The sequence below is a fragment of the uncultured Bradyrhizobium sp. genome, assembly GCF_964252615.1.
Taxonomy (GTDB): Bacteria; Pseudomonadota; Alphaproteobacteria; order Rhizobiales; family Xanthobacteraceae; genus Bradyrhizobium.
In genome coordinates, this window is record NZ_CAXUNQ010000029.1 from 26,214 (window position 1) to 47,265 (window position 21,052).

The 21,052-nt window shown below is 64.8% G+C and carries 16 protein-coding genes; 12 read left to right on the top strand and 4 right to left on the bottom strand.

Going from position 1 to position 21,052, the window contains the following annotated elements; all coding sequences use genetic code 11:
- Nucleotides 1–199: 199 nt before the first annotated feature.
- The 3 genes from ACFE72_RS15235 (at nucleotide 200) to ACFE72_RS15245 (ending at nucleotide 4,099) form a co-directional block, all read left to right on the top strand.
- Nucleotides 200–1,546 (top strand): aspartate aminotransferase family protein, encoded by a 1,347-nt coding sequence (locus tag ACFE72_RS15235; protein ID WP_375413945.1) that lies wholly within the window; start codon nucleotides 200–202, stop codon nucleotides 1,544–1,546.
- Nucleotides 1,547–1,795: 249 nt separating this feature from the next.
- The gene (locus tag ACFE72_RS15240; protein ID WP_375413946.1) at nucleotides 1,796–3,232 is read left to right on the top strand and encodes an EAL domain-containing protein; all 1,437 of its coding nucleotides are present in this window, start codon (nucleotides 1,796–1,798) and stop codon (nucleotides 3,230–3,232) included.
- A gap of 15 nt (nucleotides 3,233–3,247) precedes the next feature.
- Nucleotides 3,248–4,099 carry a TIGR01459 family HAD-type hydrolase gene (locus ACFE72_RS15245; protein ID WP_375413947.1) on the top strand — a complete coding sequence of 284 codons (852 nt, stop codon included), beginning with the start codon at nucleotides 3,248–3,250 and terminating at the stop codon, nucleotides 4,097–4,099.
- A 238-nt stretch (nucleotides 4,100–4,337) separates the two neighbouring features.
- On the opposite strand, the gene ACFE72_RS15250 is transcribed toward ACFE72_RS15245, so the two are convergent.
- A complete protein-coding gene (locus ACFE72_RS15250; protein ID WP_375413948.1) occupies nucleotides 4,338–4,733 on the bottom strand; it encodes a response regulator in 396 nt (131 codons plus the stop codon).
- Between the two features lie 196 nt (nucleotides 4,734–4,929).
- On the opposite strand from ACFE72_RS15250, the gene ACFE72_RS15255 reads away from it, so the two are divergent.
- The 8 genes from ACFE72_RS15255 (at nucleotide 4,930) to mutL (ending at nucleotide 16,193) form a co-directional block, all read left to right on the top strand.
- The gene (locus ACFE72_RS15255) at nucleotides 4,930–5,919 is read left to right on the top strand and encodes a bifunctional riboflavin kinase/FAD synthetase (RefSeq protein ID WP_375413949.1); all 990 of its coding nucleotides are present in this window, start codon (nucleotides 4,930–4,932) and stop codon (nucleotides 5,917–5,919) included.
- 204 nt (nucleotides 5,920–6,123) lie between these two features.
- Nucleotides 6,124–9,231 (top strand): isoleucine--tRNA ligase, encoded by a 3,108-nt coding sequence (gene ileS, locus ACFE72_RS15260; protein ID WP_375413950.1) that lies wholly within the window; start codon nucleotides 6,124–6,126, stop codon nucleotides 9,229–9,231.
- A gap of 138 nt (nucleotides 9,232–9,369) precedes the next feature.
- Nucleotides 9,370–9,867 carry a signal peptidase II gene (gene lspA, locus ACFE72_RS15265; protein ID WP_375413951.1) on the top strand — a complete coding sequence of 166 codons (498 nt, stop codon included), beginning with the start codon at nucleotides 9,370–9,372 and terminating at the stop codon, nucleotides 9,865–9,867.
- 99 nt (nucleotides 9,868–9,966) lie between these two features.
- Nucleotides 9,967–10,683, top strand: coding sequence for a hypothetical protein (locus ACFE72_RS15270; protein ID WP_375413952.1), 717 nt, complete (start codon nucleotides 9,967–9,969; stop codon nucleotides 10,681–10,683).
- A 101-nt stretch (nucleotides 10,684–10,784) separates the two neighbouring features.
- Nucleotides 10,785–12,173 (top strand): M16 family metallopeptidase, encoded by a 1,389-nt coding sequence (locus ACFE72_RS15275; protein WP_375413953.1) that lies wholly within the window; start codon nucleotides 10,785–10,787, stop codon nucleotides 12,171–12,173.
- A complete protein-coding gene (locus tag ACFE72_RS15280; protein ID WP_375413954.1) occupies nucleotides 12,095–13,540 on the top strand; it encodes a M16 family metallopeptidase in 1,446 nt (481 codons plus the stop codon). The genes ACFE72_RS15275 and ACFE72_RS15280 overlap by 79 nt, the downstream gene beginning before the upstream one ends.
- Before the next feature lie 158 nt (nucleotides 13,541–13,698).
- Nucleotides 13,699–14,118 (top strand): alternative ribosome rescue aminoacyl-tRNA hydrolase ArfB, encoded by a 420-nt coding sequence (gene arfB, locus ACFE72_RS15285; protein ID WP_375413955.1) that lies wholly within the window; start codon nucleotides 13,699–13,701, stop codon nucleotides 14,116–14,118.
- A 272-nt stretch (nucleotides 14,119–14,390) separates the two neighbouring features.
- Nucleotides 14,391–16,193 (top strand): DNA mismatch repair endonuclease MutL, encoded by a 1,803-nt coding sequence (gene mutL, locus ACFE72_RS15290; RefSeq protein WP_375413956.1) that lies wholly within the window; start codon nucleotides 14,391–14,393, stop codon nucleotides 16,191–16,193.
- A 236-nt stretch (nucleotides 16,194–16,429) separates the two neighbouring features.
- On the opposite strand, the gene rsmD is transcribed toward mutL, so the two are convergent.
- On the bottom strand, nucleotides 16,430–16,984 hold the full coding sequence (rsmD, locus tag ACFE72_RS15295; RefSeq protein WP_375413957.1) for a 16S rRNA (guanine(966)-N(2))-methyltransferase RsmD: 555 nt from the start codon (nucleotides 16,982–16,984) through the stop codon (nucleotides 16,430–16,432).
- A gap of 137 nt (nucleotides 16,985–17,121) precedes the next feature.
- Entirely contained in the window at nucleotides 17,122–19,293 is a 2,172-nt protein-coding gene (locus ACFE72_RS15300; protein ID WP_375413958.1) for a pseudouridine synthase, read from the bottom strand.
- A gap of 164 nt (nucleotides 19,294–19,457) precedes the next feature.
- Between ACFE72_RS15300 and ACFE72_RS15305 the strand changes: the two genes are divergently transcribed.
- Entirely contained in the window at nucleotides 19,458–19,904 is a 447-nt protein-coding gene (locus ACFE72_RS15305) for a nucleoside deaminase (RefSeq protein WP_375413959.1), read from the top strand.
- A 165-nt stretch (nucleotides 19,905–20,069) separates the two neighbouring features.
- Here the strand turns inward: ACFE72_RS15305 and ACFE72_RS15310 are convergent, their stop codons facing one another.
- Nucleotides 20,070–20,972 carry an alpha/beta fold hydrolase gene (locus ACFE72_RS15310; RefSeq protein ID WP_375413960.1) on the bottom strand — a complete coding sequence of 301 codons (903 nt, stop codon included), beginning with the start codon at nucleotides 20,970–20,972 and terminating at the stop codon, nucleotides 20,070–20,072.
- Nucleotides 20,973–21,052 lie beyond the last annotated feature (80 nt).

Here is a 21,052-nt window from a genome sequence, read left to right on the forward strand (position 1 = left end):
CATCCCCGGCACCGGTGCAGGTTGCTGGGGTCCCGCTCTGGTGCACCGCCAAAGGGGCGCTGCACCCGTCGGGGGACATGAGAACGCCCTGAAACCGCCTGTCTGACCTGATTAATGGTAGGCAGTTGTCCGTTCCCGCGCGCGGGCGAAGCTGATAGCCTGCAAATCCGCCGCGCCCGAAAAATGCAAGAGGCCTGACATGCTAGACAAGAGCCCCGCCCGACCCGTTGTCAATGTGCCGAACGATCTCGCCGCACACTGGATGCCGTTCACCGCCAACCGGGCGTTCAAGAAAAACCCGCGGCTGCTCGCGGGCGCCGACGGCATGCATTATTTCACCGCCGACGGCCGCAAGATCATCGACGGCGCCGCCGGCATGTGGTGCTGCAATGCCGGGCACGGCCGCACCCAGATCGCCGAGGCGATCGCTAAACAGGCCGCGGCGCTGGATTACGCGCCGCCGTTCCAGTTCGGCATCCCGCAGGCGTTCGAACTGGCGAGCCGCATCGCCGACCTCGCGCCGGACGGCCTCGATCACGTGTTCTTCTGCAACTCCGGATCGGAAGCCGCCGATACCGCGCTGAAGATCGCGCTGGCCTGGCACCAGTTGAACGGCCAGGGCACCCGCACCCGCCTGATCGGCCGCGAGCGCGGCTATCACGGCGTCGGATTCGGCGGTACCGCCGTGGGCGGCATTGTGGGCAACCGGAAGATGTACGGCACGCTGCTGGCGGGCGTCGATCACCTGCCGCATACGTATGACCGCGACAAGCAGGCTTTCAGCAAGGGCGAACCGGAGTACGGCGCGCATTTCGCCGACGAGCTGGAGCGCCTGGTCAATCTCCACGGCGCCTCGACCATCGCCGCCGTTATCGTCGAGCCGATGGCGGGCTCGACCGGGGTGCTGCCGGCGCCGAAAGGGTATCTGAAGCGGCTGCGCGACATTACCGCCAGGCACGGCATCCTGCTGATCTTCGACGAGGTCATCACCGGCTTCGGCCGGCTCGGCTTTGCCTTCGCCGCCGAGCGCTACGGCGTGCTGCCGGACATGCTGACCTTTGCCAAGGGCGTCACCAACGGCGCGGCCCCGATGGGCGGCGTGCTGGTGCGCGACACCATCCACGACGCCTTCATGACCGGGCCCGAGCACATCGTGGAGCTGACCCACGGCTATACCTATTCGGCGCATCCATTGGCCTGCGCCGCGGGCCTCGCGACGCTCGACATCTACCGCGACGAAAAACTGTTCGAGCGCGCCGGCAAACTTGAACCGATATTCGCCGATGCGGTGATGTCGCTGCGTGGCGAACCCAATGTGGTCGACATCCGCACGGTAGGCCTGACCGCGGGCATCGACCTTGCGCCGCGCGCGGACGCCCCGGGCAAGCGCGGCTTCGACGGCCTCAACAGCGCGTTCCACGACAACGATCTGATGATGCGGGTCGCCGGCGACACCCTGGTGCTGACGCCGCCCTTGATCATCACCGAGGACCAGACCGGCGAGATCGTCGAGAAAGTCGCAAAGGTGATCCGGGCGGTGGCATAGGCTCCGCTGTCGCAGCGGCCGAACGCCCATTTCCGTCATTCGGGGGCGTCGCGGAGCGGCGAACCCGGAATCCAGGGGTGTTAACGACGATTCCGGGTTCGCGGCTTCATCGCGACCGGGAATGACGACGCCGGATGCGCCGCGCAGCTGGCGCAAAGGCATGAGTTCTCAACAGTCCCCTGCTTTTCGAATCAGCAATGATGCTAAGCTTCGCGGGCTCGGAGCTTCGGGCTTAAGGACCTTGTGCGCGTGATTCGCATTTCCACGATTTTCGTCGCCATCTGCATGGTGCTGGTCGCAGCCTCGCTGGGACTCGTGCTGTATTCGGTGGCGGGCATTTCGGGATTGGAATCGGCGATCGTGGCGTTGACCGCGCTCACCTTCCTGATCCTCTACAACGCGGTGTCGATGCGGCTGCGCGACCGCAGCGATGTCGGCGGCCAGATTGCCGATTTGTCGCGCGGCACCGCCGACCTCGCGCGCCAGGTCGCGGAATTCGGACGCCGCCTCGCCGCGGTCGAAGGCCGCGTTGTGTCGGCGAATTCCGCCGGCGCCGACCGCCTTCAGGCCGTGGTCGGCGAAATCAACGAACTCGGCGTCCTGGTCCAGCAACTGGCGGTATCGGTGGCGAGCCACGACGACATGCTGTCATCCGGCGTGCTTGCGACCACGCCGACGCCGCCGCAAGAATCGCTGAACGACAGGCAAGAACAATTGCCCTTCATGGCCGAGCCCGATGCCGCCGTGCCGGAGCCGGCCGTGGCTGGGGGGCCGACGGCCGCGGAAGTCCCCGCGACGCGCAGCAACACGCAAATCCTGGCTGCGGTGAAGAACGCCATCGAGGCCAACCGCATCGACATCTATCTGCAGCCGATGGTGACGCTGCCGCAGCGCAAGGTGCGGTTCTACGAAGCGGTGACCAGACTGCGCGACGACAAGGACCAGATCCTGACCGCGGATGATTTCATCGGCACCGCGGAAGCCGCCGGACTGATGGGGCGGATCGACCATATGGTAATGTTGCGATGCGTACAGGTGTTGCGCCGGCTGATGGTGCGCAACAAGGAGGTGGGTGTGTTCTGCAACGTCGCCGCCGCGACCCTGGGCAATCCCGAAACCTTCGCGCAGTGCCTGGATTTCCTCGAAGCCAACCGGGCGCTGGCGGCATCCTTCGTGCTTGAATTCAAGCAGAGCACGTTCCGCAATCTTGGAACCGTCGAGGCCGAGCATCTCGCGGCGCTGGCGCAGCGCGGCTTTCGTTTCTCCATCGACCACGTTACCGACCTGCGGATCGAGCCGCGCGACCTCGCCGACCGCGGCGTCCGCTTCATCAAGGTGCCGGCGGCGCTGCTGCTGGACCAGCGGCAGACCTCGGCGTCCGACATCCATCCGTCCGATCTGTCGGACCTGCTCGGCCGCTTCGGCATCGATCTGGTTGCCGAGCGGATCGAGGGCGAGCGTGCCGTGGTCGACCTGCTCGACTATGACGTGCGGTTCGGGCAGGGATTCTTGTTCGCGGCACCGCGGCCGTTGCGGCCCGAGACGGTGTCTGCTACCGGGGCCGCGGACAAAGCACAGGTTTCCAATGCCGCAACCAGACCTTCTCCCGCCGATGCGCTCAAGGCCGACCCGCCGCGCACGTCGGGCAATGCCGCGCTGGCGCGCCGCGCCATCGGCCCGGGCTGACCGGCGCTGCGCGCAATGACGCTTCGTTTCATCGAGAACCTGCGCGACCTGGTGGCCGGCGTCGATGTCGTGCTCAGCGACATCTGGGGTGTGGTGCATAACGGCCTCGAGGCGTTTCCGGAGGCCTGCGAAGCGCTGCATACCTTCCGTCGGCAGGGCGGCACGGTGATCCTGATCACCAACGCGCCGCGACCGGCGGATTCGGTGCAGCGGCAACTGCGCAAGCTCCACGTCGCCGACGAGATTTACGACGCCATCGTCTCTTCCGGCGATCTGACCCGGCATTTCGTCGCCGGTCACCCCGGCAAGAAAGTATATTGGCTCGGTCCGGAGCGCGACAACTCGATCTATCGCGGACTGGATCCGGTGCTCGCGCCGCTGGACCAGGCCGATTACATCGTCTGCACCGGTCCGTTCGACGACGAAACCGAATCGGCGGACGACTATCGCGGCATGATGCTGCTCGCGCGCGAACGCCGTCTGCCCTTGATCTGCGCCAATCCGGACATCGTCGTGGAGCGCGGCGACCGGCTGATCTATTGCGCGGGTGCTATCGCCGAACTCTACCGCGAACTCGGCGGTGAGGTGATCTTCTACGGCAAGCCGCACCGCCCGATCTATGAACGCGCCATCGAGCTCGCCGCGGAGCGCCGCAACCGGCCGACGTCGCTGGGCCGGGTGCTTGCAATCGGCGATTCGGTGCGGACCGATCTCGCCGGCGCCCACGGATTCGGCATCAACTGCCTGTTTGTGACGCGCGGCATTCACGCCGGCGACTTCGAGGGCATCGATCAGCTCGATCCGGCCTCGGTCAAAGAGCTGTTCGGCCATCCGCCGCTGGCGCTGATGCGGGAGCTAAGGTGGTGAGACTTGCGTTCCCCGACGCACCTTTCCCGTATGCCGGATGGCCGGGTCAAGCCCGGCCATATGCACACATCTCGACCGTCATTGCCGGGCTCGACCCCGCAATCCATCCTCTTGGAACGACTCTTCCGAAGATGGATGGATACGCAGGTCAAGCCCGCGGATGACGAGACGTGCGAGTCTAGCAGGGACAAGCCCGGCATGACGACGACAGAACGATTGCGGTTCAGCGATTTCGGAACTACGCCGTCGCCATGTCCGGGAATACCGCCTCGATCTTGCTCTTCAGCGTGGCGGCGTTGAAGGGTTTGACGATGTAGTTGTTCACGCCGGCCTTCTTGGCGGCGATGACGTTTTCGGTCTTGGATTCCGCCGTGATCATGATGAACGGCGTGGTGGCGAGGTTGGGATCGGCGCGGACTTCGCGCAGCAGGTCGTAGCCCGTCATCGGCTCCATATTCCAGTCCGAGATGATCAGCCCGTATTTCTTGGCCCGCATCTTGTTCAGCGCCGCCGAGCCGTCGCTGGCGTCGTCGATGTTCTGGAAGCCGAGCTGCTTGAGAAGGTTGCGTATGATGCGGATCATGGTGTTGTAATCGTCGACCACCAGAACCGACATCGACAAATCAACCGCCATCTTCAAGCTCCCCGGCCACGCGATACCAGCCGCGGTGGCAATCCGATTGCCGCCGCGGACCTGCCAAGCACTAGCATTCCCCCTTAAACAGCCCGTTAACCGGCGTTGCCGAACTTGCACGCCCCGGCCGCCTGCTTGACTTCACCGGCGCCTCGGGGTCACGGTCCTGTCCCCAACCGACCTTAAGAATCCAGCAATGACGCCCCGTTTTGCCGTTATCCGCGATACCACGCCCGAGGCCGCGATTCCGAAGGGAGCGGTGGTGGCGATGGGCAATTTCGACGGCGTCCATCTTGGCCACCGCGCCGTCATCGCCGCCGCCCTGGAGATGGCGCACAGCCGCGACCGGCCGGCTTTTGCCGTGACGTTCGAGCCGCATCCGCGCCGCTTTTTCAGCCCCAACACCCCGCAATTCCGCTTGACCAGCGAGGCCAACAAGCTGCGCCTGCTGGCCGGGACTGGCCTTGCCGGCGCCGTGGTCATGACCTTCGACAAGGCCCGCGCCGGCACCACGGCGCAGGATTTCATTCACCATGATCTGATCGGGCGGCTCGGTATCAGCGGCATCGCGGTCGGCTACGACTTTCATTTCGGCAAGGGCCGGGTCGGCTCGCCCAGCCTCCTGGTCAGCGAGGCTCCCCGCCTCGGCATCGAGGTCGACGTGCAGCCGCATGTCGATATCGAGGAGCGCCCGGTGTCCTCCAGCGCCATCCGCATGGCCTTGGCCGAAGGCCAGATCGACGACGCCACCGCGATGCTGGGCGGTCCGTGGTTCGTCACAGGCGAAGTGGTCCACGGCGAAAAACGCGGCCGCGATCTCGGCTATCCCACCGCCAATATCCGGCTCGACAAGGATTGCGGCCTCAAGCACGGTATCTATGCGGTGCGGGTCGGGCTCGGAACCCAGCGCTTCGATGGCGTTGCCAGTTTCGGCCGCCGCCCGACCTTCGACAACGGCGCGCCGCTGCTGGAAGTGTTCCTGTTCGACTTCAAGGGCGATCTTTACGGCACGGCGCTGGATGTCGCCTTCATCGCCTTCATCCGCGACGAACGGAAGTTCGAGAGCATCGAACCGCTGGTGCGGCAGATGGACGACGACAGCGCCAAAGCCTGCGCCGCTTTGGCCGCTGCGCCCGCCGCGTTTCCAGAACTGGGGGAGGTCTCCCCGCTTTCTCCGTCATCCTGAGGCTCGCCGCGCCAGTGCGCGGCTCGTCAGGACGACGGAGAGGGCTTTGCGAACCGGCCGCTCGCCTGCTAGAAGGACGGCCATGTCGGCACGGCGCATCATCATCGGCATTAGCGGCCCGGCTTCCGCCTGAGTTCAGCTCAGCGCAAGACCGGGATTTCCGTACTCGCCTCCCTTTGAAGCTAACGCCTGATTAGAGCCGCCATGAACGACCAACATAAGACCGCCGCCCCTGCGAAGCCGTCTACACCGGACTATGCCAAAACCCTTTATCTGCCGCAGACGGAATTCCCGATGCGCGCGGGACTGCCGCAGCGCGAGCCGGAAATCCTCAAGCGCTGGAGCGAGATCGGGCTCTATGACCGCCTGCGCCAAGCCGCCGCGGGGCGCCCGAAATTCGTGCTGCATGACGGCCCGCCCTACGCCAACGGCAACATCCATATCGGCCACGCGCTCAACAAGATCCTGAAAGACGTCGTGACCAAGAGCCAGCAGATGCTTGGGCACGATTCCAATTACGTGCCGGGCTGGGACTGCCACGGCCTGCCGATCGAATGGAAGATAGAGGAGGAGAACTACCGCTCGAAGGGCAAGCCGAAGCCGGATTTCCGGGATCCGAAGGCGATGGTGGCGTTCCGCCGCGAATGCCGCGCCTATGCGAGCCACTGGCTCGGCGTCCAGCGCGAGGAATTCAAGCGGCTCGGCATCATCGGCGACTGGGATCACCCCTACGCCACCATGGATTATGTCGCTGAAGCCGCGATCGCCGGCGAGTTGATGAAATTCGCCGCCAACGGCACGCTGTACCGCGGCTCCAAGCCGGTGATGTGGAGCGTGGTAGAGAAGACCGCGCTGGCGGAAGCGGAAGTCGAATACGAGGATTACACCTCCGATACGGTATGGGTGAAGTTTGCGGTCATGGGAGCCGATGACCGCGCGAAAAACACCACCGTCATGCCCGGGCTTGATCCGGGCATCCACGACTTGCCTGCAACGAAGAAAGACGCGGATGGCCGGGACGAGCCCGGCCATGACGAGAGAATGTACGTCGTTATCTGGACCACCACGCCATGGACGCTGCCCGGCAATCGCGCCATCAGCTTTTCGTCGAAGATCGCTTACGGCCTTTATAAAGTCACGGCCGCGCCCGCAGATAAGTGGGCAAAAGCCGGCGATATTTTGATCTTGGCCGACAAGCTAGCAGCGGATGTATTCAAGCAGGCGCGCGTTGAGGCATTCGAAAGAGTGTCTGACATGGCGCCGGACATGCTCATGGAAATGCAATGCGTGCACCCGCTGAAAGGCGTTGCCGGCGGATACGAATTCGCCGTGCCTCTGCTTGAAGGCGATCACGTTACCGACGACACCGGCACCGGTTTCGTGCACACCGCGCCTGGCCACGGTCGCGAAGACTTCGACATCTGGACCGCGAATGCGCGCGCGCTGGAAGCGCGGGGGATCAACACCGCGATTCCCTACACCGTGGATGAGAACGGCGCCTTCACCGAGCAGGCGCCGGGCTTTTCGGGAAAACGCGTCATCAACGACAAGGGCGAAAAGGGCGACGCCAACGATGCGGTGATCAAGGCGCTGGTCGAGGCCGGAATGCTGCTGGCGCGGGGCCGGCTCAAGCATCAATACCCGCATTCCTGGCGCTCCAAAAAGCCGGTGATCTTCCGCAACACGCCGCAATGGTTCATCGCGATGGACAAGCCGATCGGGGACGCCGGCGGCGCAAAGGCCGGCGACACTTTACGCGCCCGCGCTTTGCACGCCATCGGCGTCACGCGCTGGGTGCCGCCGTCGGGCCAGAACCGCATCAACGGCATGATCGTCAACCGCCCAGACTGGGTGATCTCGCGGCAGCGCGCCTGGGGCGTTCCGATTGCCGTCTTCACCAGGGAGAAGGGCGACGGCTCGGTCGACATCCTGCAGGACGAGGCCGTCAACCAGCGCATCGTGGAAACCTTCATGAACGAGGGCGCCGACGCATGGTACGCCGTGGGCGCGCGGGAGCGTTTTCTGGGACCCGAATTGTCCGCGGCCGGCTGGCAGAAGGTCGACGACATTCTCGACGTCTGGTTCGACTCCGGCTCGACCCACGCCTTCGTGCTGGAAGACCGCCAGAACTTTCCGCAACTCGGCAATATCATCCGCAAGATCGAGGGCGGCGACGACACCGTGATGTATCTCGAAGGAAGCGACCAGCATCGCGGCTGGTTCCACTCCTCGCTGCTGGAAAGCTCCGGCACCCGCGGCCGCGCGCCATTCGACGTGGTGCTGACCCACGGCTTTACGCTGGACGAGAACGGGCGGAAAATGTCGAAGTCGCTTGGAAATACCGTGGAGCCGCAGAAGGTCATCAAGGATTCCGGCGCCGACATCCTGAGGCTCTGGGTCTGCGCTACCGATTACGCCGATGACCAGCGCCTGGGTCCGGAAATCCTGAAAAACACCGTCGAGAGCTACCGCAAGCTGCGCAACACCATCCGCTGGATGCTCGGGACGCTGCATCATTTCCGCCCCGGCGATGCAGTCGATTTCGCCGACATGCCCGAACTGGAGCGGCTGATGCTGCATCAGCTTGCCGGGCAGGACGCCGTCGTGCGCCGGGCGTATGCGGATTTCGACTACAAGACCGTGGTGGCTTCGCTTGCGACGTTCATGAACACCGAACTGTCGGCGTTCTATTTCGACATCCGCAAGGACACGCTGTATTGCGATCCGCCGTCGTCGCGGCCGCGCAAGGCGGCGCTCACCACCATCGGCATCCTCTGCGATGCGATCCTGAAATGGCTGGCGCCGGTGCTGTCGTTCACATGCGAAGAGGCCTGGCGCATGGTGCGGCCGGACGCCGAGCCTTCGGTGCATCTGACGCTGTTTCCCGCCAGCCTCGAATCGTTCCGCGACGATGCGCTGGCCACGAAATGGGAGGTTGTCCGCAATCTCCGCCGCGTCGTTACCGGCGCGCTGGAAGTCGAGCGCGCTGGCAAGCGCATCGGCTCGTCGCTGGAGGCCTCGCCGATCGTGTACATCTGCGACAGGGAATTGCTTGGCACGCTGTTCGACGTCGATCTCGCCGAGGTCTGCATCACCTCGAACTACGAAGTGAGGCAGGGCGACGCGCCTGCGAACGCGTTCCGCCTGAACGACGTTCCCGGCGTCGCCGTCGTGGTCGAAAGAGCGGTCGGCCTCAAATGCGCGCGCTCGTGGAAGATTTTGCCGACGGTCGGCGAAGATCCCGAATATCCCGATGTCTCCCCCCGCGACGCGCAGGCGCTGCGGGAATGGAAGGCGCTGGGGATCGGCTAGTAAGTTGATTTGGATGCGGCATAAATTACCTCCGTCATGGCCGGGCTTGTCCCGGCCATCCACGGCTTGCTTTGCCCCACGGAGAAAGACGTGGATGCCCGGGACAAACCCGGGCACGACGAATTTTTGGATCCGGCCATGAGTCCCTATCTCCGCTCCGGCCTGATGGCGGCCATCGCCGTGCTGATTCTCGACCAGGCGTCAAAGCTCTGGCTGCTGTTCGTGTTCGACATCGGCCGTCGCGGCGCGGTGCAGGTCACGCCGTTTTTCGACCTGGTGCTGGCCTGGAATACCGGTATCAGCTACGGCTGGTTTCAAACCGAAAGCGCGGCCGGCCAGGCCGTTCTGCTTGCGATCAAGGCGGTTGCGGTGATCATTCTGGCGATTTGGATGGCGCGCTCGCAGACCCGCGTCGCCACCATAGCGCTCGGCCTGATCATCGGCGGCGCCATCGGCAATGCCATCGACCGGTTCGCCTATGGCGCGGTGGTCGATTTCGCGCTGTTCCACGTCCATATCGGCGAAAAGGACCTCAATTGGTACGTGTTTAACCTGGCGGATACCGCAATCGTTGCTGGCGTTGCGGCCCTGTTGTATGATTCCTTCATCGGAGCACCCGCCGTAAAAGCGCCCTGATCCCGGCCGATAGGGGCGCTCGGGGTCGATTACAGCCACACGGGGCGGAACTGCGCTTGGATCAGCAGTCCGCGGAACAGTTTGAGCAGGACTGACGCGATGCTTGAGACCGAAGCCAGCGGCTGGATTGTGCAGAAGCCATCGAAGGCAATGATGCGGGCGTTACGCCTCGCCGGCATTGTGCTCGGCATCGGGCTTCTCCTGTCGGCCAATATCGCCCGCGCCCAGGACGATGACGAGGATGATTCCACCTTCGAGGAGAAGATCATCAAGCAGATCATGACCGGCATCGGCGGCACCAATATGGAGAATACCGGGATCGAATATCGCGAGCGCTCGCCGCTGGTGATCCCGCCGAAAACCGATCTGCCGCCACCGGCATCCGCCGCGGTCGAATCCCCGGTGCCGAACTGGCCCAAGGATCCAGAGGTGCGGCGGCGCAAGGAGGCGAAAGCCGCGCGGAAGAAGGACAACAAGGATCCGGTCGAAGCGGCTCGCCCGCTCACGCCGAGCGAACTTGCAGTCGGCAAGACGGCACCGGCAAAACGGACGGCCGAAACCAACCAGCCCGGGGATCCCGGCGCCAATGCAATCCTCAGCCCGTCCGCGCTCGGATATGAGGGCGGCTTCAAGGGCCTGTTCGGCGGCAGCAAGGCCGAAACCGCGCCGTTCAAGGGCGAGCCGACGCGCGACACGCTCACCATGCCGCCGTCGGGATACCAGACACCCTCGCCCGGTTACGCCTATGGCACCGGTCCGAAGGAATCGCTGGTCAACAAGGAATACAATCCGGCCGCCGGCAAATACGGCGAATAGTCGCGTTGTCTTTCCGCTTTGTAACGGGTCACCGGCCGTCGCGCGGTGTAGAAGCTGCCGCTATTCCCGCGACGATCCTTATTCGAGCCGGTCAACAGATCATGATGACGTCACATCGTTTCGCCGCTTGCTCCTTGTTAGCGCTGTGCTTGCTGGCTTTGGCCGGCGTCGGCGTCCGCGCACAGACCACCGTCACCTCCGAACGCCCGGCTTCATTCACCCTCCCCAACGGCATGCAGGTTGTGGTGATCCCCGACCGCCGCACCCCGGTAGTGACGCAGATGGTGTGGTATAAGGTCGGCTCCGCGGACGAAACGCCGGGCAAATCCGGCCTTGCGCACTTCCTCGAGCATCTGATGTTCAAGGGCACCACCGCGCACCCGGCCGGCGAATTTTCCAAGACCGTGCAGCGCATCGGCGGCAGCGAGAACGCCTTCACCTCCACCGACTATACCGGCTATTTCCAGCGCGTGCCGCGCGAGCAATTGGCCAGGATGATGGAATTCGAGGCCGACCGCATGACCGGCCTCGTGCTGAAAGACGAAAACGTGCTGCCCGAGCGCGATGTCGTGCTCGAAGAATACAACATGCGCACCGCCAACAATCCGGAGGCGCGCCTGACCGAGCAGATCATGGCGGCGCTTTATCTCAATCACCCCTATGGCCGCCCCGTGATCGGCTGGCGCGCGGAAATCGAAAAGCTCGACCGCGAGGACGCTCTGGCGTTCTACAAGCGTTTTTATGCGCCCAACAACGCAACGCTGGTGATCGCCGGCGACGTCGACATCAACGAACTCCGTCCGCTGGTGGAGCGGACCTTCGGCCAGGTCGCGGTGCAACCTGCCATCCCTGCGCACCGCATGCGCCCGCAGGAGCCGGTGCCGGCGGCATCCCGCACCGTCACGCTGTCCGATCCGCGCGTCGAACAAACCGGCCTGCGGCGCTATTATCTGGCGCCGTCCGCCAGCACCGCGGCAGCGGGCGAAAGTCCGGCGCTCGACGTGCTGGCGCAACTGATGGGCGGCGGCAGCAACTCCTATCTCTATCGCGCGCTGGTGATCGACCGGCCGCTCGCAATCAGCGCCGGCGCCAGCTATCAGGGCACCGCGCTCGATGAGACCCAGTTCATCATCTCGGTTTCGCCGAAACCGGGCGTCGAGTTCGCCGCGGTCGAGCAGGCGATCGACGGCGTGATCGCCGATGTCGAGCGCAACGCCGTTCGTGCCGAAGATCTCGAGCGCGTCAAGACTCAGTTGATTGCGGAAGCGATCTACGCCCAGGACAATCAGGCAACGCTGGCGCGCTGGTACGGCGCGGCCCTCACCACCGGATTGAGCGTGGATGATGTCAGGAACTGGCCGGACCGCATCCGCGCCGTCACCTCGGATCAGGTGCGCGCCGTTGCGCAAAAATGGCTCGACAGCAAGCGCTCGGTGACCGGCTACCTGGTCAAGGACACCACGCCGAAGCGCGAGGAGAAGCGTTCGTGAGATTTACCCCGATTCTCGCGCGGCGGTTCGCGCTTGCTTTCGTCGCCTGCATCGCAGCGACGCTGCCGGCAATGCCGTCGCTGGCGGCGGCGAAAATCCAGCGTCTGGTTTCGCCCGGCGGCATCGAGGCATGGTTCGTGCAAGACGCTACCGTGCCTTTGATTGCAATGGAATACGCCTTCGGCGGCGGTGCGTCGCAGGATCCCGAGGGCAAGCCCGGGGTCGGCAATATGGTCGCCGATCTGCTCGACGAGGGCTCGGGCGACCTGGATTCCAAGACCTTCCACGAGCGCCTCGATCGCCGCGCCATCGAATTGAGCTTCAGTTCGTCGCGGGACAGTTTCCGCGGCTCGCTGCGCATGCTCAAGGATAACCGGGATGAGGCCTTCGAGCTGCTGCGGATGGCGTTGACCGCGCCGCATTTCGACGGCGCCGATGTCGAACGCATTCGCGCGCAGGTGCTCTCCGGACTGCGACGCGAGACTTCCAATCCGAATTCGCTCGCCAACCGCAAGTTTCTCGAAGCCGCCTTTGCCGGTCATCCCTACGGCCGGCCGGCCAATGGCACGCTGGAGAGCGTTCCGGCCATCCAGGTCGCGGACCTCAAGGATTATGTCCGCCGCGTGCTGGCAACAGATACGCTGAAGGTCGCCGTAGTCGGCGACGTCGACGCTGCCACGCTCGGCAAGCTGCTGGACCAGACCTTTGGCGGACTGCCCATGAAGGGCGACCTCGTGCCGGTTGCGGACGTCGAGGCCTCGAGGCCGCCGCAGCGTTTCTTCATTCCACTCGACGTGCCGCAAACCGTGGTGACCTTCGGCGGCCCGGGCTACCGGCGCGACGATCCGAAATTCATGGCCGGTTATGTGGTGAATCACATCCTGGGCGGCGGCGGGCTGTCATCGCGGCTCTATCGCGAAGTCCGCGAGAAGCGCGGCCTCGCCTATTCGGTTTCCGAATATCTGCTCTGGATGAACCACTCCGCGCTGTTCGTCGGAAACACCGGCACCCGCGCCGACCGGGCCGGCGAAACCATCGAGGCCATCAACGAGGAAGTCCGCCGCATCGCCGAGGATGGTCCAAGCCAGCAGGAACTCGACGAAGCCAAGTCCTATCTGAAGGGCTCGCAAATGCTGGCGCTCGACACCTCGTCCAAACTCGCATCCGCGCTGCTGCAGTATCAGATCGATCGTCTCGGCATCGATTACATCGAACGCCGCAACTCCATCGTCGATGCAGTGACCTTGGAGGACGCGCGGCAGGCCGCAAAGCGACTGTGGAGCCTCGGACTGAACACCGTGGTCGTCGGCCGCCCCCCGCAGGCCGCGGCCCAACCCGCCGCCGCGACGCCGCCCGCGGCGAACTGAGGCTTCCACAACACCGCCGTCATCATCTTGAGGTGCGCGCTCTTGCGCCTCGAAGGATGGCCGCACATACAATGCGCCATCCTTCGAGCGCGCCGGAGACGGCGCGCACCTCAGGATGAGGTATTGATTTGCGGAACCTGCCCGACTGTGGTGATGCCATGCTGCGGATTACCCGCGATCTTGCGATCGACGCGAACGACATTGAGATCGGCTTCGTCCGTGCATCCGGCCCCGGCGGGCAGAACGTCAACAAGCTCTCCACCGCCGCCCAGTTGCGCTTTGACACGCGGCGCATCGCGCTGGCGCCTGACATCGCGGCGCGGCTCGACAGACTTGCCGGCCAGCGCATGACCAAGGACGGCGTGATCGTGATTCACGCGCAGCGCTTCCGCACCCAGGAACGCAACCGGGCCGATGCGATCGACCGGCTGCTTGAGTTATTGCGGAAGGCCGCGATACGACCAACCCCACGCCGCCCGACCAGGCCGACGCTTGGATCGAAAAAACGCCGGCTCGAGGGCAAGAAGCGCCGCGGCGACATCAAGGCCAGACGCGGTTCCGGCGGGATCGAGGAATGAGAGGCTGTGACCCGGACGCGGTGCGGCATTCCAAGCGATGCGACGCATCGCCGCTCATGCCGCCCGGCAGAGCCGGGACCAATTCCGAGCATCATGGCCAGGCTTTGATCCGGCCATCCATCTTCTTTGAAATCTTCTCGCGAAGATGACGGATGCGCGGGTCAAGCCCGGCGCATGACGAGGAGGAAACACTGGGAAAGCCGGCGAACTGCCCTCCCGCCAGCCGGCAAAAGCCCCTAAATTGACCCGTCGATCCTGCGAGTCGCTTCCCCATGCCCGTCCGCCAGTTGCCGGAGATCATCGTCAACCGCATCGCCGCCGGCGAAGTGGTGGAGCGGCCGGCCAGCGTGGTGAAGGAGCTGGTGGAGAACGCCATCGACGCAGGCTCAAGCCGGATCGATATCTTCAGCGACGGCGGCGGCCGGCGCCGGATCGGCGTCACCGACGACGGCTCCGGCATGACCCATGCCGACCTTGCGATCGCGGTGGACCGGCATGCCACCTCGAAGCTCGACGACGAGGACCTGCTGCGGATCCGCACGCTGGGGTTTCGCGGCGAGGCGCTGCCGTCGATCGGTGCGGTGGCTAAGCTCGGCATCACCACCCGCCACGCCTCCGAGCCGCATGCGTGGTCGCTGGGCGTGGAGGGCGGCGACAAATCCGCGATCATGCCGGCGGCGCTCGGCCAAGGCACCCGCGTCGAGGTCAGCGAGCTGTTCTACGCCACGCCGGCGCGGCTGAAATTCCTCAAAACCGACCGCACCGAGGCCGAGGCGATCCGCGAGGTGGTGCGTCGCCTCGCCATGGCGCGGCCCGACATCGCCTTCACCCTCGCCGGCGAAGCGCGCAGCCCCGTGACCTGGACCGCCGCGTTGCCCGGCGCCGCGGGACGGCTGACCCGGCTCGGCGATATCCTCGGCGCGGACTTCCGCAGCAGCGCAATCGAGGTCCGTGCCGAGCGCGACGGTGTCGTCGTGGAAGGCTTTGCCGCCGCACCCTCGCTGACCCGCGCCAACGCGCTTGGACAATATCTATTCGTCAACGGCCGCCCGGTGCGCGATAAACTGATGCTGGGCGCGGTGCGCGCCGCCTATTCGGATTACCTGCCGCGCGACCGCCATCCGGTGGTGGCGCTGTTCGCCACGCTCGATCCGCAGGAAGTCGACGCCAATGTGCATCCGGCCAAGACCGAGGTGCGCTTCCGCAACGCCGGCCTGGTCCGCGCGCTGATCGTGCATGCGCTCAAGGACGGCCTCGCTCGCCAAGGCAGGCGCAGCGCGGCCACCAGCGACGGCGCGGTGCTGGCGTCATTTCGCCCGGCGTTCGCGCAGCCCATGAACTGGGACTGGCGGCGCTCGCCGGCCTATCCTGTTGGCGCGACGCCGGCGGCGGGCGCCGCGACCGCCTTTGCCGAGCCGGGACAGGCCGCGTTCGACGTCGGGGCGCCGAGCGCCGATGTGCGTTTCGAGCAGGCGCGCGCGGCCGATCTGCTGGATCGTCCGCTCGGAGCGGCGCGGACGCAGATCCACGAAACCTACATCGTGTCGCAGACCCGCGACGGGCTGGTCGTGGTGGACCAGCACGCCGCCCATGAGCGCATCGTCTATGAAAAGCTGAAGGCGCAGTTGTCGCGCAACGGCGTGCAGCGGCAGATGCTGCTGATTCCGGAGATCGTCGAACTCGACGAGGCTTCGGTGGAAAAGCTGATTGATCGCGCCGACGAACTGGCAAGCTTTGGCCTCGCAATCGAATCGTTCGGCCCGGGTGCGGTGGCGGTGCGCGAGACGCCGTCGCTGCTCGGCAGGGCCGATGCGGCGTCATTGCTGCGCGACCTCGCCGAGCACATGGCGGAATGGGACGAAGCGCTGCCGCTGGAACGCCGGCTGCTGCACGTCGCGGCCACCATGGCGTGCCACGGCTCGGTGCGCGCCGGCCGTATCCTCAAGCCGGAGGAAATGAACGCGCTGCTGCGCGAGATGGAGGACACGCCGAATTCCGGCCAATGCAATCACGGCCGCCCGACCTACGTGGAATTGAAGCTCAGCGATATCGAGAAGCTGTTCGGGAGACGGTGAACTCCGTCATGCCGTCATTGCCGGGCGGACCCTACTGGATTCACACATCTCGTCATACGCGGCCTTGACCCGCGTATCCATCCATCTTCGGAAGAGTCGTTTCGAAGGGGATGGATTGCCGGGTCAAGCCCGGCAATGACGATGAGATGCGTGCATCCAGTAGGGCTTGACCCGGCAATCCCATCCGCTTTGTGAAGATTGATGGATGCGCGGGTCAAGCCCACGCATGATGGGAATTATCTAGCCCGCAAAAACACGAGCGCCGTATCGTCATACGCGCGCCGCTCCAGTTCCTTAAATCCCTCCGGCACCTCGAACCCCGCCGCCTTCGCCTCTTCCACCACCAGTATCGCGTCCGGCGTCAGCCACTTTCCATCACGCAATGACTCCAGCGCCTTCTCCGCGAGCTTTTTTGCGTAGGGCGGATCGAGCAAGACCAGCGAGAACGGCTCGACCGGATGCGCCGGGCCGAGATCGGCGGCGTCGCGGCGGAATACTTTTGTCACGCCGCCGAGCCCCAGTGCTTCGATATTGTTTCGAAGCAGCGCGCGGGCCTCCGCCCCATTATCCACGAACAGCGCGAACGCCGCACCGCGCGAGATCGCTTCGATGCCGAGCGCACCGGTGCCGGCAAACAAATCGAGCACCCGCGCGCCTTGAATCGGATCGCCATAGGCATGGACCAGGATGTTGAACAGCGACTCGCGCAAGCGGTCGGCGGTCGGGCGAATATTGCGCGACGACGGCGAGGCGAGGGTTCGGCCCTTCAACCGCCCACCGACGACGCGCATCAGGCGTTCTCGTGATGCCCGGCCTTGCGCCGGGCATCCATGTCTCTAAACCGCTGGCGCAAGAAAGACGTGGATGGCCGGGACAAGCCCGGCCATGACGATTTTCTGGAAATCGGCGGCACATCAACCATCGCGCGTCAATCGTCCTTGGGCTTCAGATCGCGCTTGCCGTGATAGCCCCGCTGCGGGCGGCGCGGCGGGCCGTAGCCGTTGGCTTCCAGTTCGTTGCGCTCGCGCGCCTCCTCGCTGCCGGAGCGCTGCACCAGCACGCGGCGACCCTTGCGGTCGGCGATGAGGGCATTCTTTCCCGAGGCCTTGAAGGGCTTTTTGCCGCGCGGCGCATCACCGGCGTCGGCCGTTACGTCATCCTGCATCGGCCGCGCGAATTCCGCACCCGCGAGCGCCGCGACCTTTTCCCCGAGCTGTTCGCGCAGCACCCGGGTCTTCACTTCTTCCACCTGGCCTTCGGCGAGTTCGCCCAATTGAAACGGACCGTAGGACACCCGGATCAGCCGGTTTACCTCCAGGCCGAGATGCGCCATCACGTTGCGGACCTCCCGGTTCTTGCCTTCGCGGATCGCGAACACCAGCCAGACATTGGCGCCCTGGTCACGTTCCAGCACCGCGTCGATCGAGCCGTATTTGACGCCGTCGACCTCGACGCCCTTCTTCAGCGCGTCGAGTTGATCCTGCGTGACTTCGCCGTGGGCGCGGACGCGATAGCGCCGCAGCCATCCGGTGTCCGGCAATTCCAGCACCCGGGCGAGGCCGCCGTCATTGGTGAGCAGCAGGAGGCCCTCGGTGTTGAAATCGAGCCGGCCGATGCTGATCAGCCGCGGCAGGCCTTCCGGCAGGTTGTCGAACACCGTCGGCCGGCCTTCCGGATCGGCGTGGGTGGTCATCAGCCCGCGCGGCTTGTGGAACATGAACAGCCGGGTGCGCTCGCGCTCCGGCAGCGGTTTGCCGTCGACGGTGATGACGTCGCGCGAGGTCACGTCCAGCGCCGGCGAATTGATCACCCGGCCGTTGACGGAGACGCGGCCCTGCACGATCCATTCTTCGGCGTCGCGGCGCGAGGCTAATCCTGCGCGCGAAACCACCTTGGCGATGCGCTCGCCCGCCTTTTTTGGCTTCGGCCCGACGCGGGTGCTGCGTTTATCAAGGTCGGGCTTGCGCTCGCGATATTCGCCGCGGCCGCCGAATGCCGGGCGTTTGGCGAACACCTTGCTGTCGTCCTCATTGTCGCGGCGCGGACGCTCGTCGCGCGCGTCAGAGCGCGGATGCTCCTGCCAGGCGGCGCCACGGACCGGACGATCTTCACGGGGACGATCGAACTTCGGGCGGTCGCCTCGGTCATGTGGCCGATCGAACTTCGGCCGCTCGCCTTGCGGACGATCTTGGCGCGGACGCGAAAACCGCGGACGCTCGTCTCCGCCGCGATCTTCACGCGGCTTGTCGAAATTCGGCCTGCCAGAACTTCTTGCGCCATCGCGCGGTGGGCGGGAATTGCGTCCGGCATGATCCGGCGAACTCGCGTCGCGCTTTTGCCACGGCTTGGACTCGCCGCGATCCGGACCACGGTCTGGACGTTCGCCGAAGTTCTTACGTGGGCCGCGATCCGGCGCGCCGCGGGAAAATTTCTTGTAGCCGCCGAATTTTCTTTCAGGGCGGTCGTCACCGCGGGGATGAGCGGTAAAAGGCCGCTCCGCGCGGGCACGATCGCCATCCTTGCGGTATCCTTCGCCGCGCGGCGTGTAAGGCCGCTTCTCGCCGCCTTCGCCGCGTGGCGCATACGGCCGCTTGTCGCCAAATTTCTTGTCGGAGAAACGCGCCGCAGACCGCGCATCGCTGCGATCACCGCGCGGGGCATAGGGCCGTTTTTCGCCGCCACGATCGTCGCGCGGCCCAAAATCCTTGCGCGGCTCTCGGTCGTCGCGATTGAAACGAGCCGGACGGTGCGGGTCGCTCCCCTCGCGCCTCGGCCTGTCGGCGAAGTCGCGCCGCGATTTGTCGCCAAAATCCCGGCGCGGCGGCGGGCCTTCGCGCTTGCCGGCGTAGGGCTTGCCGGGACCCGAATACGGTTTTTTGCCGTAGGATTTGGCGCCATCAGATTTGCCGGCATAGGGACGTTTCTCGCCGTCAGGCCTCGGCGTGGATGACCGCTTGTCGCCGTCGCTCTTGCCGGCAAAGCCGCGCTTGACGAATTTCTTCTCCGGGCCGCGGGCGGCGCCGGAGCGGCCTTTGCCGCCGGAGGGACGGTCACGCCGGCCGCGGCGGGAATCGTTGTTTTTATCGTTGTCGCGGGGCATGACTGGTCTCACTGCAGGCAGATGAAATGCTGATCAGGCGGTGTAGACGGATCGCATGACGGCAACGCGCGTGCTCTTTGTTCGAGGCGCATTGTCACGCAAAACCGGGTTACACTTTTGCTGAATGGGCTTTTCCTAGCAGAGTTTTCCCGGCAAGACGAGGCATGACCGCACCATCTTTCATGGATTTGGCGCTGAAAGCTGCCGAAAACGCCGGAAAATCCGGCGAAGTGCCCATTGGATGTGTGATCGTGCGCAAGCGCACGGTGATCGCATCCGCCGGCAACCGCACGCTGACCGACCGCGATCCCACCGCGCATGCCGAAATCCTGGCGATCCGCGAGGCGGCGCGCGCGACCGGCAGCGAGCGGCTGGTCGATTGCGATCTCTATGTCACGCTGGAGCCGTGCACCATGTGCGCGGCGGCGATTTCCTTCGCGCGAGTGCGGCGGCTGTATTACGGCGCCGCCGACCCCAAGGGGGGTGCCGTGGACTCCGGCGTGCGGTTCTTTGCGTCTCCAACCTGCCATCACGTGCCGGAAGTATATTCGGCGGTCGGTGAGAGCGAGGCGGCGGTGTTGTTGCGCGAATTTTTCAGGGCGCGAAGGTAGGGAACGCGGCCCCTCGACGAGTCGTCCCCGCGAAGGCGGGGACCCATACGCCGTGTCGCCAACGTCTTCAATGCAGCGTCTGTGATCTTGTTGCTGTCATGCCTCAATCATGAAGGCCAGAGGTTTTGGGTCCCTGCCTTCGCGGAGACGGCGCTGAATTTGATGCTACGCTTCGAAAAACTCCCTCAATGCCTTGGCCGTCGCCTCCGGATTTTCCTCTGTCAGAAAATGCCCGGAATCGATCGGGGCGCCGGTCACCTTGGTCGCCCACGTCTTCCAGGTGTCGAGCGGCGTGGCGGCGGCCTGGGCTATGCCGGTATCGCCCCACAATGCCAGCATGGGAATCGTGATCTTCTTTCCGGCATCATGATCCGCCTTGTCGATCTCGAAATCGGCCGTGGCGCCGGCGCGATAATCCTCGCACATCGCGTGCACGCGGCTGGGATCGCGGAACGCGGCGAGATAATGCTCCAGCGCACGCGGATCGATCGCGTCAAGGTTCTTGGACTTGGTCTGGCTCGCCATCTTCTGCTTGAGGAAGAAATCCGGCGCACCGCCGATCAGCGTTTCCGGCAGGGGAAAAGGTTGCGCCAGAAAGGTCCAGTGATAGATCTTCAGCGCGTAGCGCCAATCCATTTTCATCCAGTAATCATAGGTCGGCAGGATATCCAGCACCGCAAGCCGCGACAGCCGGCCGGGATGATCGAGCGCCAGGCGATAAGACACCCGGCCGCCGCGGTCGTGCCCGGCCAGTGCGAAATGCACGTGGCCGAGCTGCTCCATCGCCTCGATCAGCGCCCTAGCCATCGCCCGCTTGGTGTAAGGCGTGTGGTTGTCGTCGCTGCGCGGCATGTCGGACCAGCCGTAACCCGGCAGGTCCGCGATGATCAGCGTGAACCGATCCGCCAGTTGCGGCGCGACCCGGTGCCACATCACATGGGTCTCGGAAAACCCGTGCAGCAGCAACAGCGGCGGCCCGTTGCCGCCGACGCGGGCAAAGATGCGGCCAGCCTCGGTGTTGATCCATTCGGAGGCATAGCCGGGGAAAAGATCGGCGAGATCGGACATGAGAAATCTCCTTCGTCGTGGCCGGGCTTGTCGCGGCCATCCACGTCTTTGGCGCGGCGATCATAGAAAGACGTGGACGC

Coding starts and splice junctions, on each gene's coding strand:
- ACFE72_RS15245 (WP_375413947.1), top strand. CDS start 3,248: ATGACGCTTCGTTTCATCGAGAACCTGCGCGACCTGGTGGCCGGCGTC.
- ACFE72_RS15275 (WP_375413953.1), top strand. CDS start 10,785: ATGATGACGTCACATCGTTTCGCCGCTTGCTCCTTGTTAGCGCTGTGC.
- ACFE72_RS15235 (WP_375413945.1), top strand. CDS start 200: ATGCTAGACAAGAGCCCCGCCCGACCCGTTGTCAATGTGCCGAACGAT.
- ACFE72_RS15310 (WP_375413960.1), bottom strand. CDS start 20,972: ATGTCCGATCTCGCCGATCTTTTCCCCGGCTATGCCTCCGAATGGATC.
- rsmD (WP_375413957.1), bottom strand. CDS start 16,984: ATGCGCGTCGTCGGTGGGCGGTTGAAGGGCCGAACCCTCGCCTCGCCG.
- mutL (WP_375413956.1), top strand. CDS start 14,391: ATGCCCGTCCGCCAGTTGCCGGAGATCATCGTCAACCGCATCGCCGCC.
- lspA (WP_375413951.1), top strand. CDS start 9,370: ATGAGTCCCTATCTCCGCTCCGGCCTGATGGCGGCCATCGCCGTGCTG.
- ACFE72_RS15270 (WP_375413952.1), top strand. CDS start 9,967: ATGCTTGAGACCGAAGCCAGCGGCTGGATTGTGCAGAAGCCATCGAAG.
- ACFE72_RS15305 (WP_375413959.1), top strand. CDS start 19,458: ATGACCGCACCATCTTTCATGGATTTGGCGCTGAAAGCTGCCGAAAAC.
- ACFE72_RS15300 (WP_375413958.1), bottom strand. CDS start 19,293: ATGCCCCGCGACAACGATAAAAACAACGATTCCCGCCGCGGCCGGCGT.
- ACFE72_RS15255 (WP_375413949.1), top strand. CDS start 4,930: ATGACGCCCCGTTTTGCCGTTATCCGCGATACCACGCCCGAGGCCGCG.
- ACFE72_RS15280 (WP_375413954.1), top strand. CDS start 12,095: ATGGCTCGACAGCAAGCGCTCGGTGACCGGCTACCTGGTCAAGGACAC.
- ileS (WP_375413950.1), top strand. CDS start 6,124: ATGAACGACCAACATAAGACCGCCGCCCCTGCGAAGCCGTCTACACCG.
- arfB (WP_375413955.1), top strand. CDS start 13,699: ATGCTGCGGATTACCCGCGATCTTGCGATCGACGCGAACGACATTGAG.
- ACFE72_RS15250 (WP_375413948.1), bottom strand. CDS start 4,733: ATGGCGGTTGATTTGTCGATGTCGGTTCTGGTGGTCGACGATTACAAC.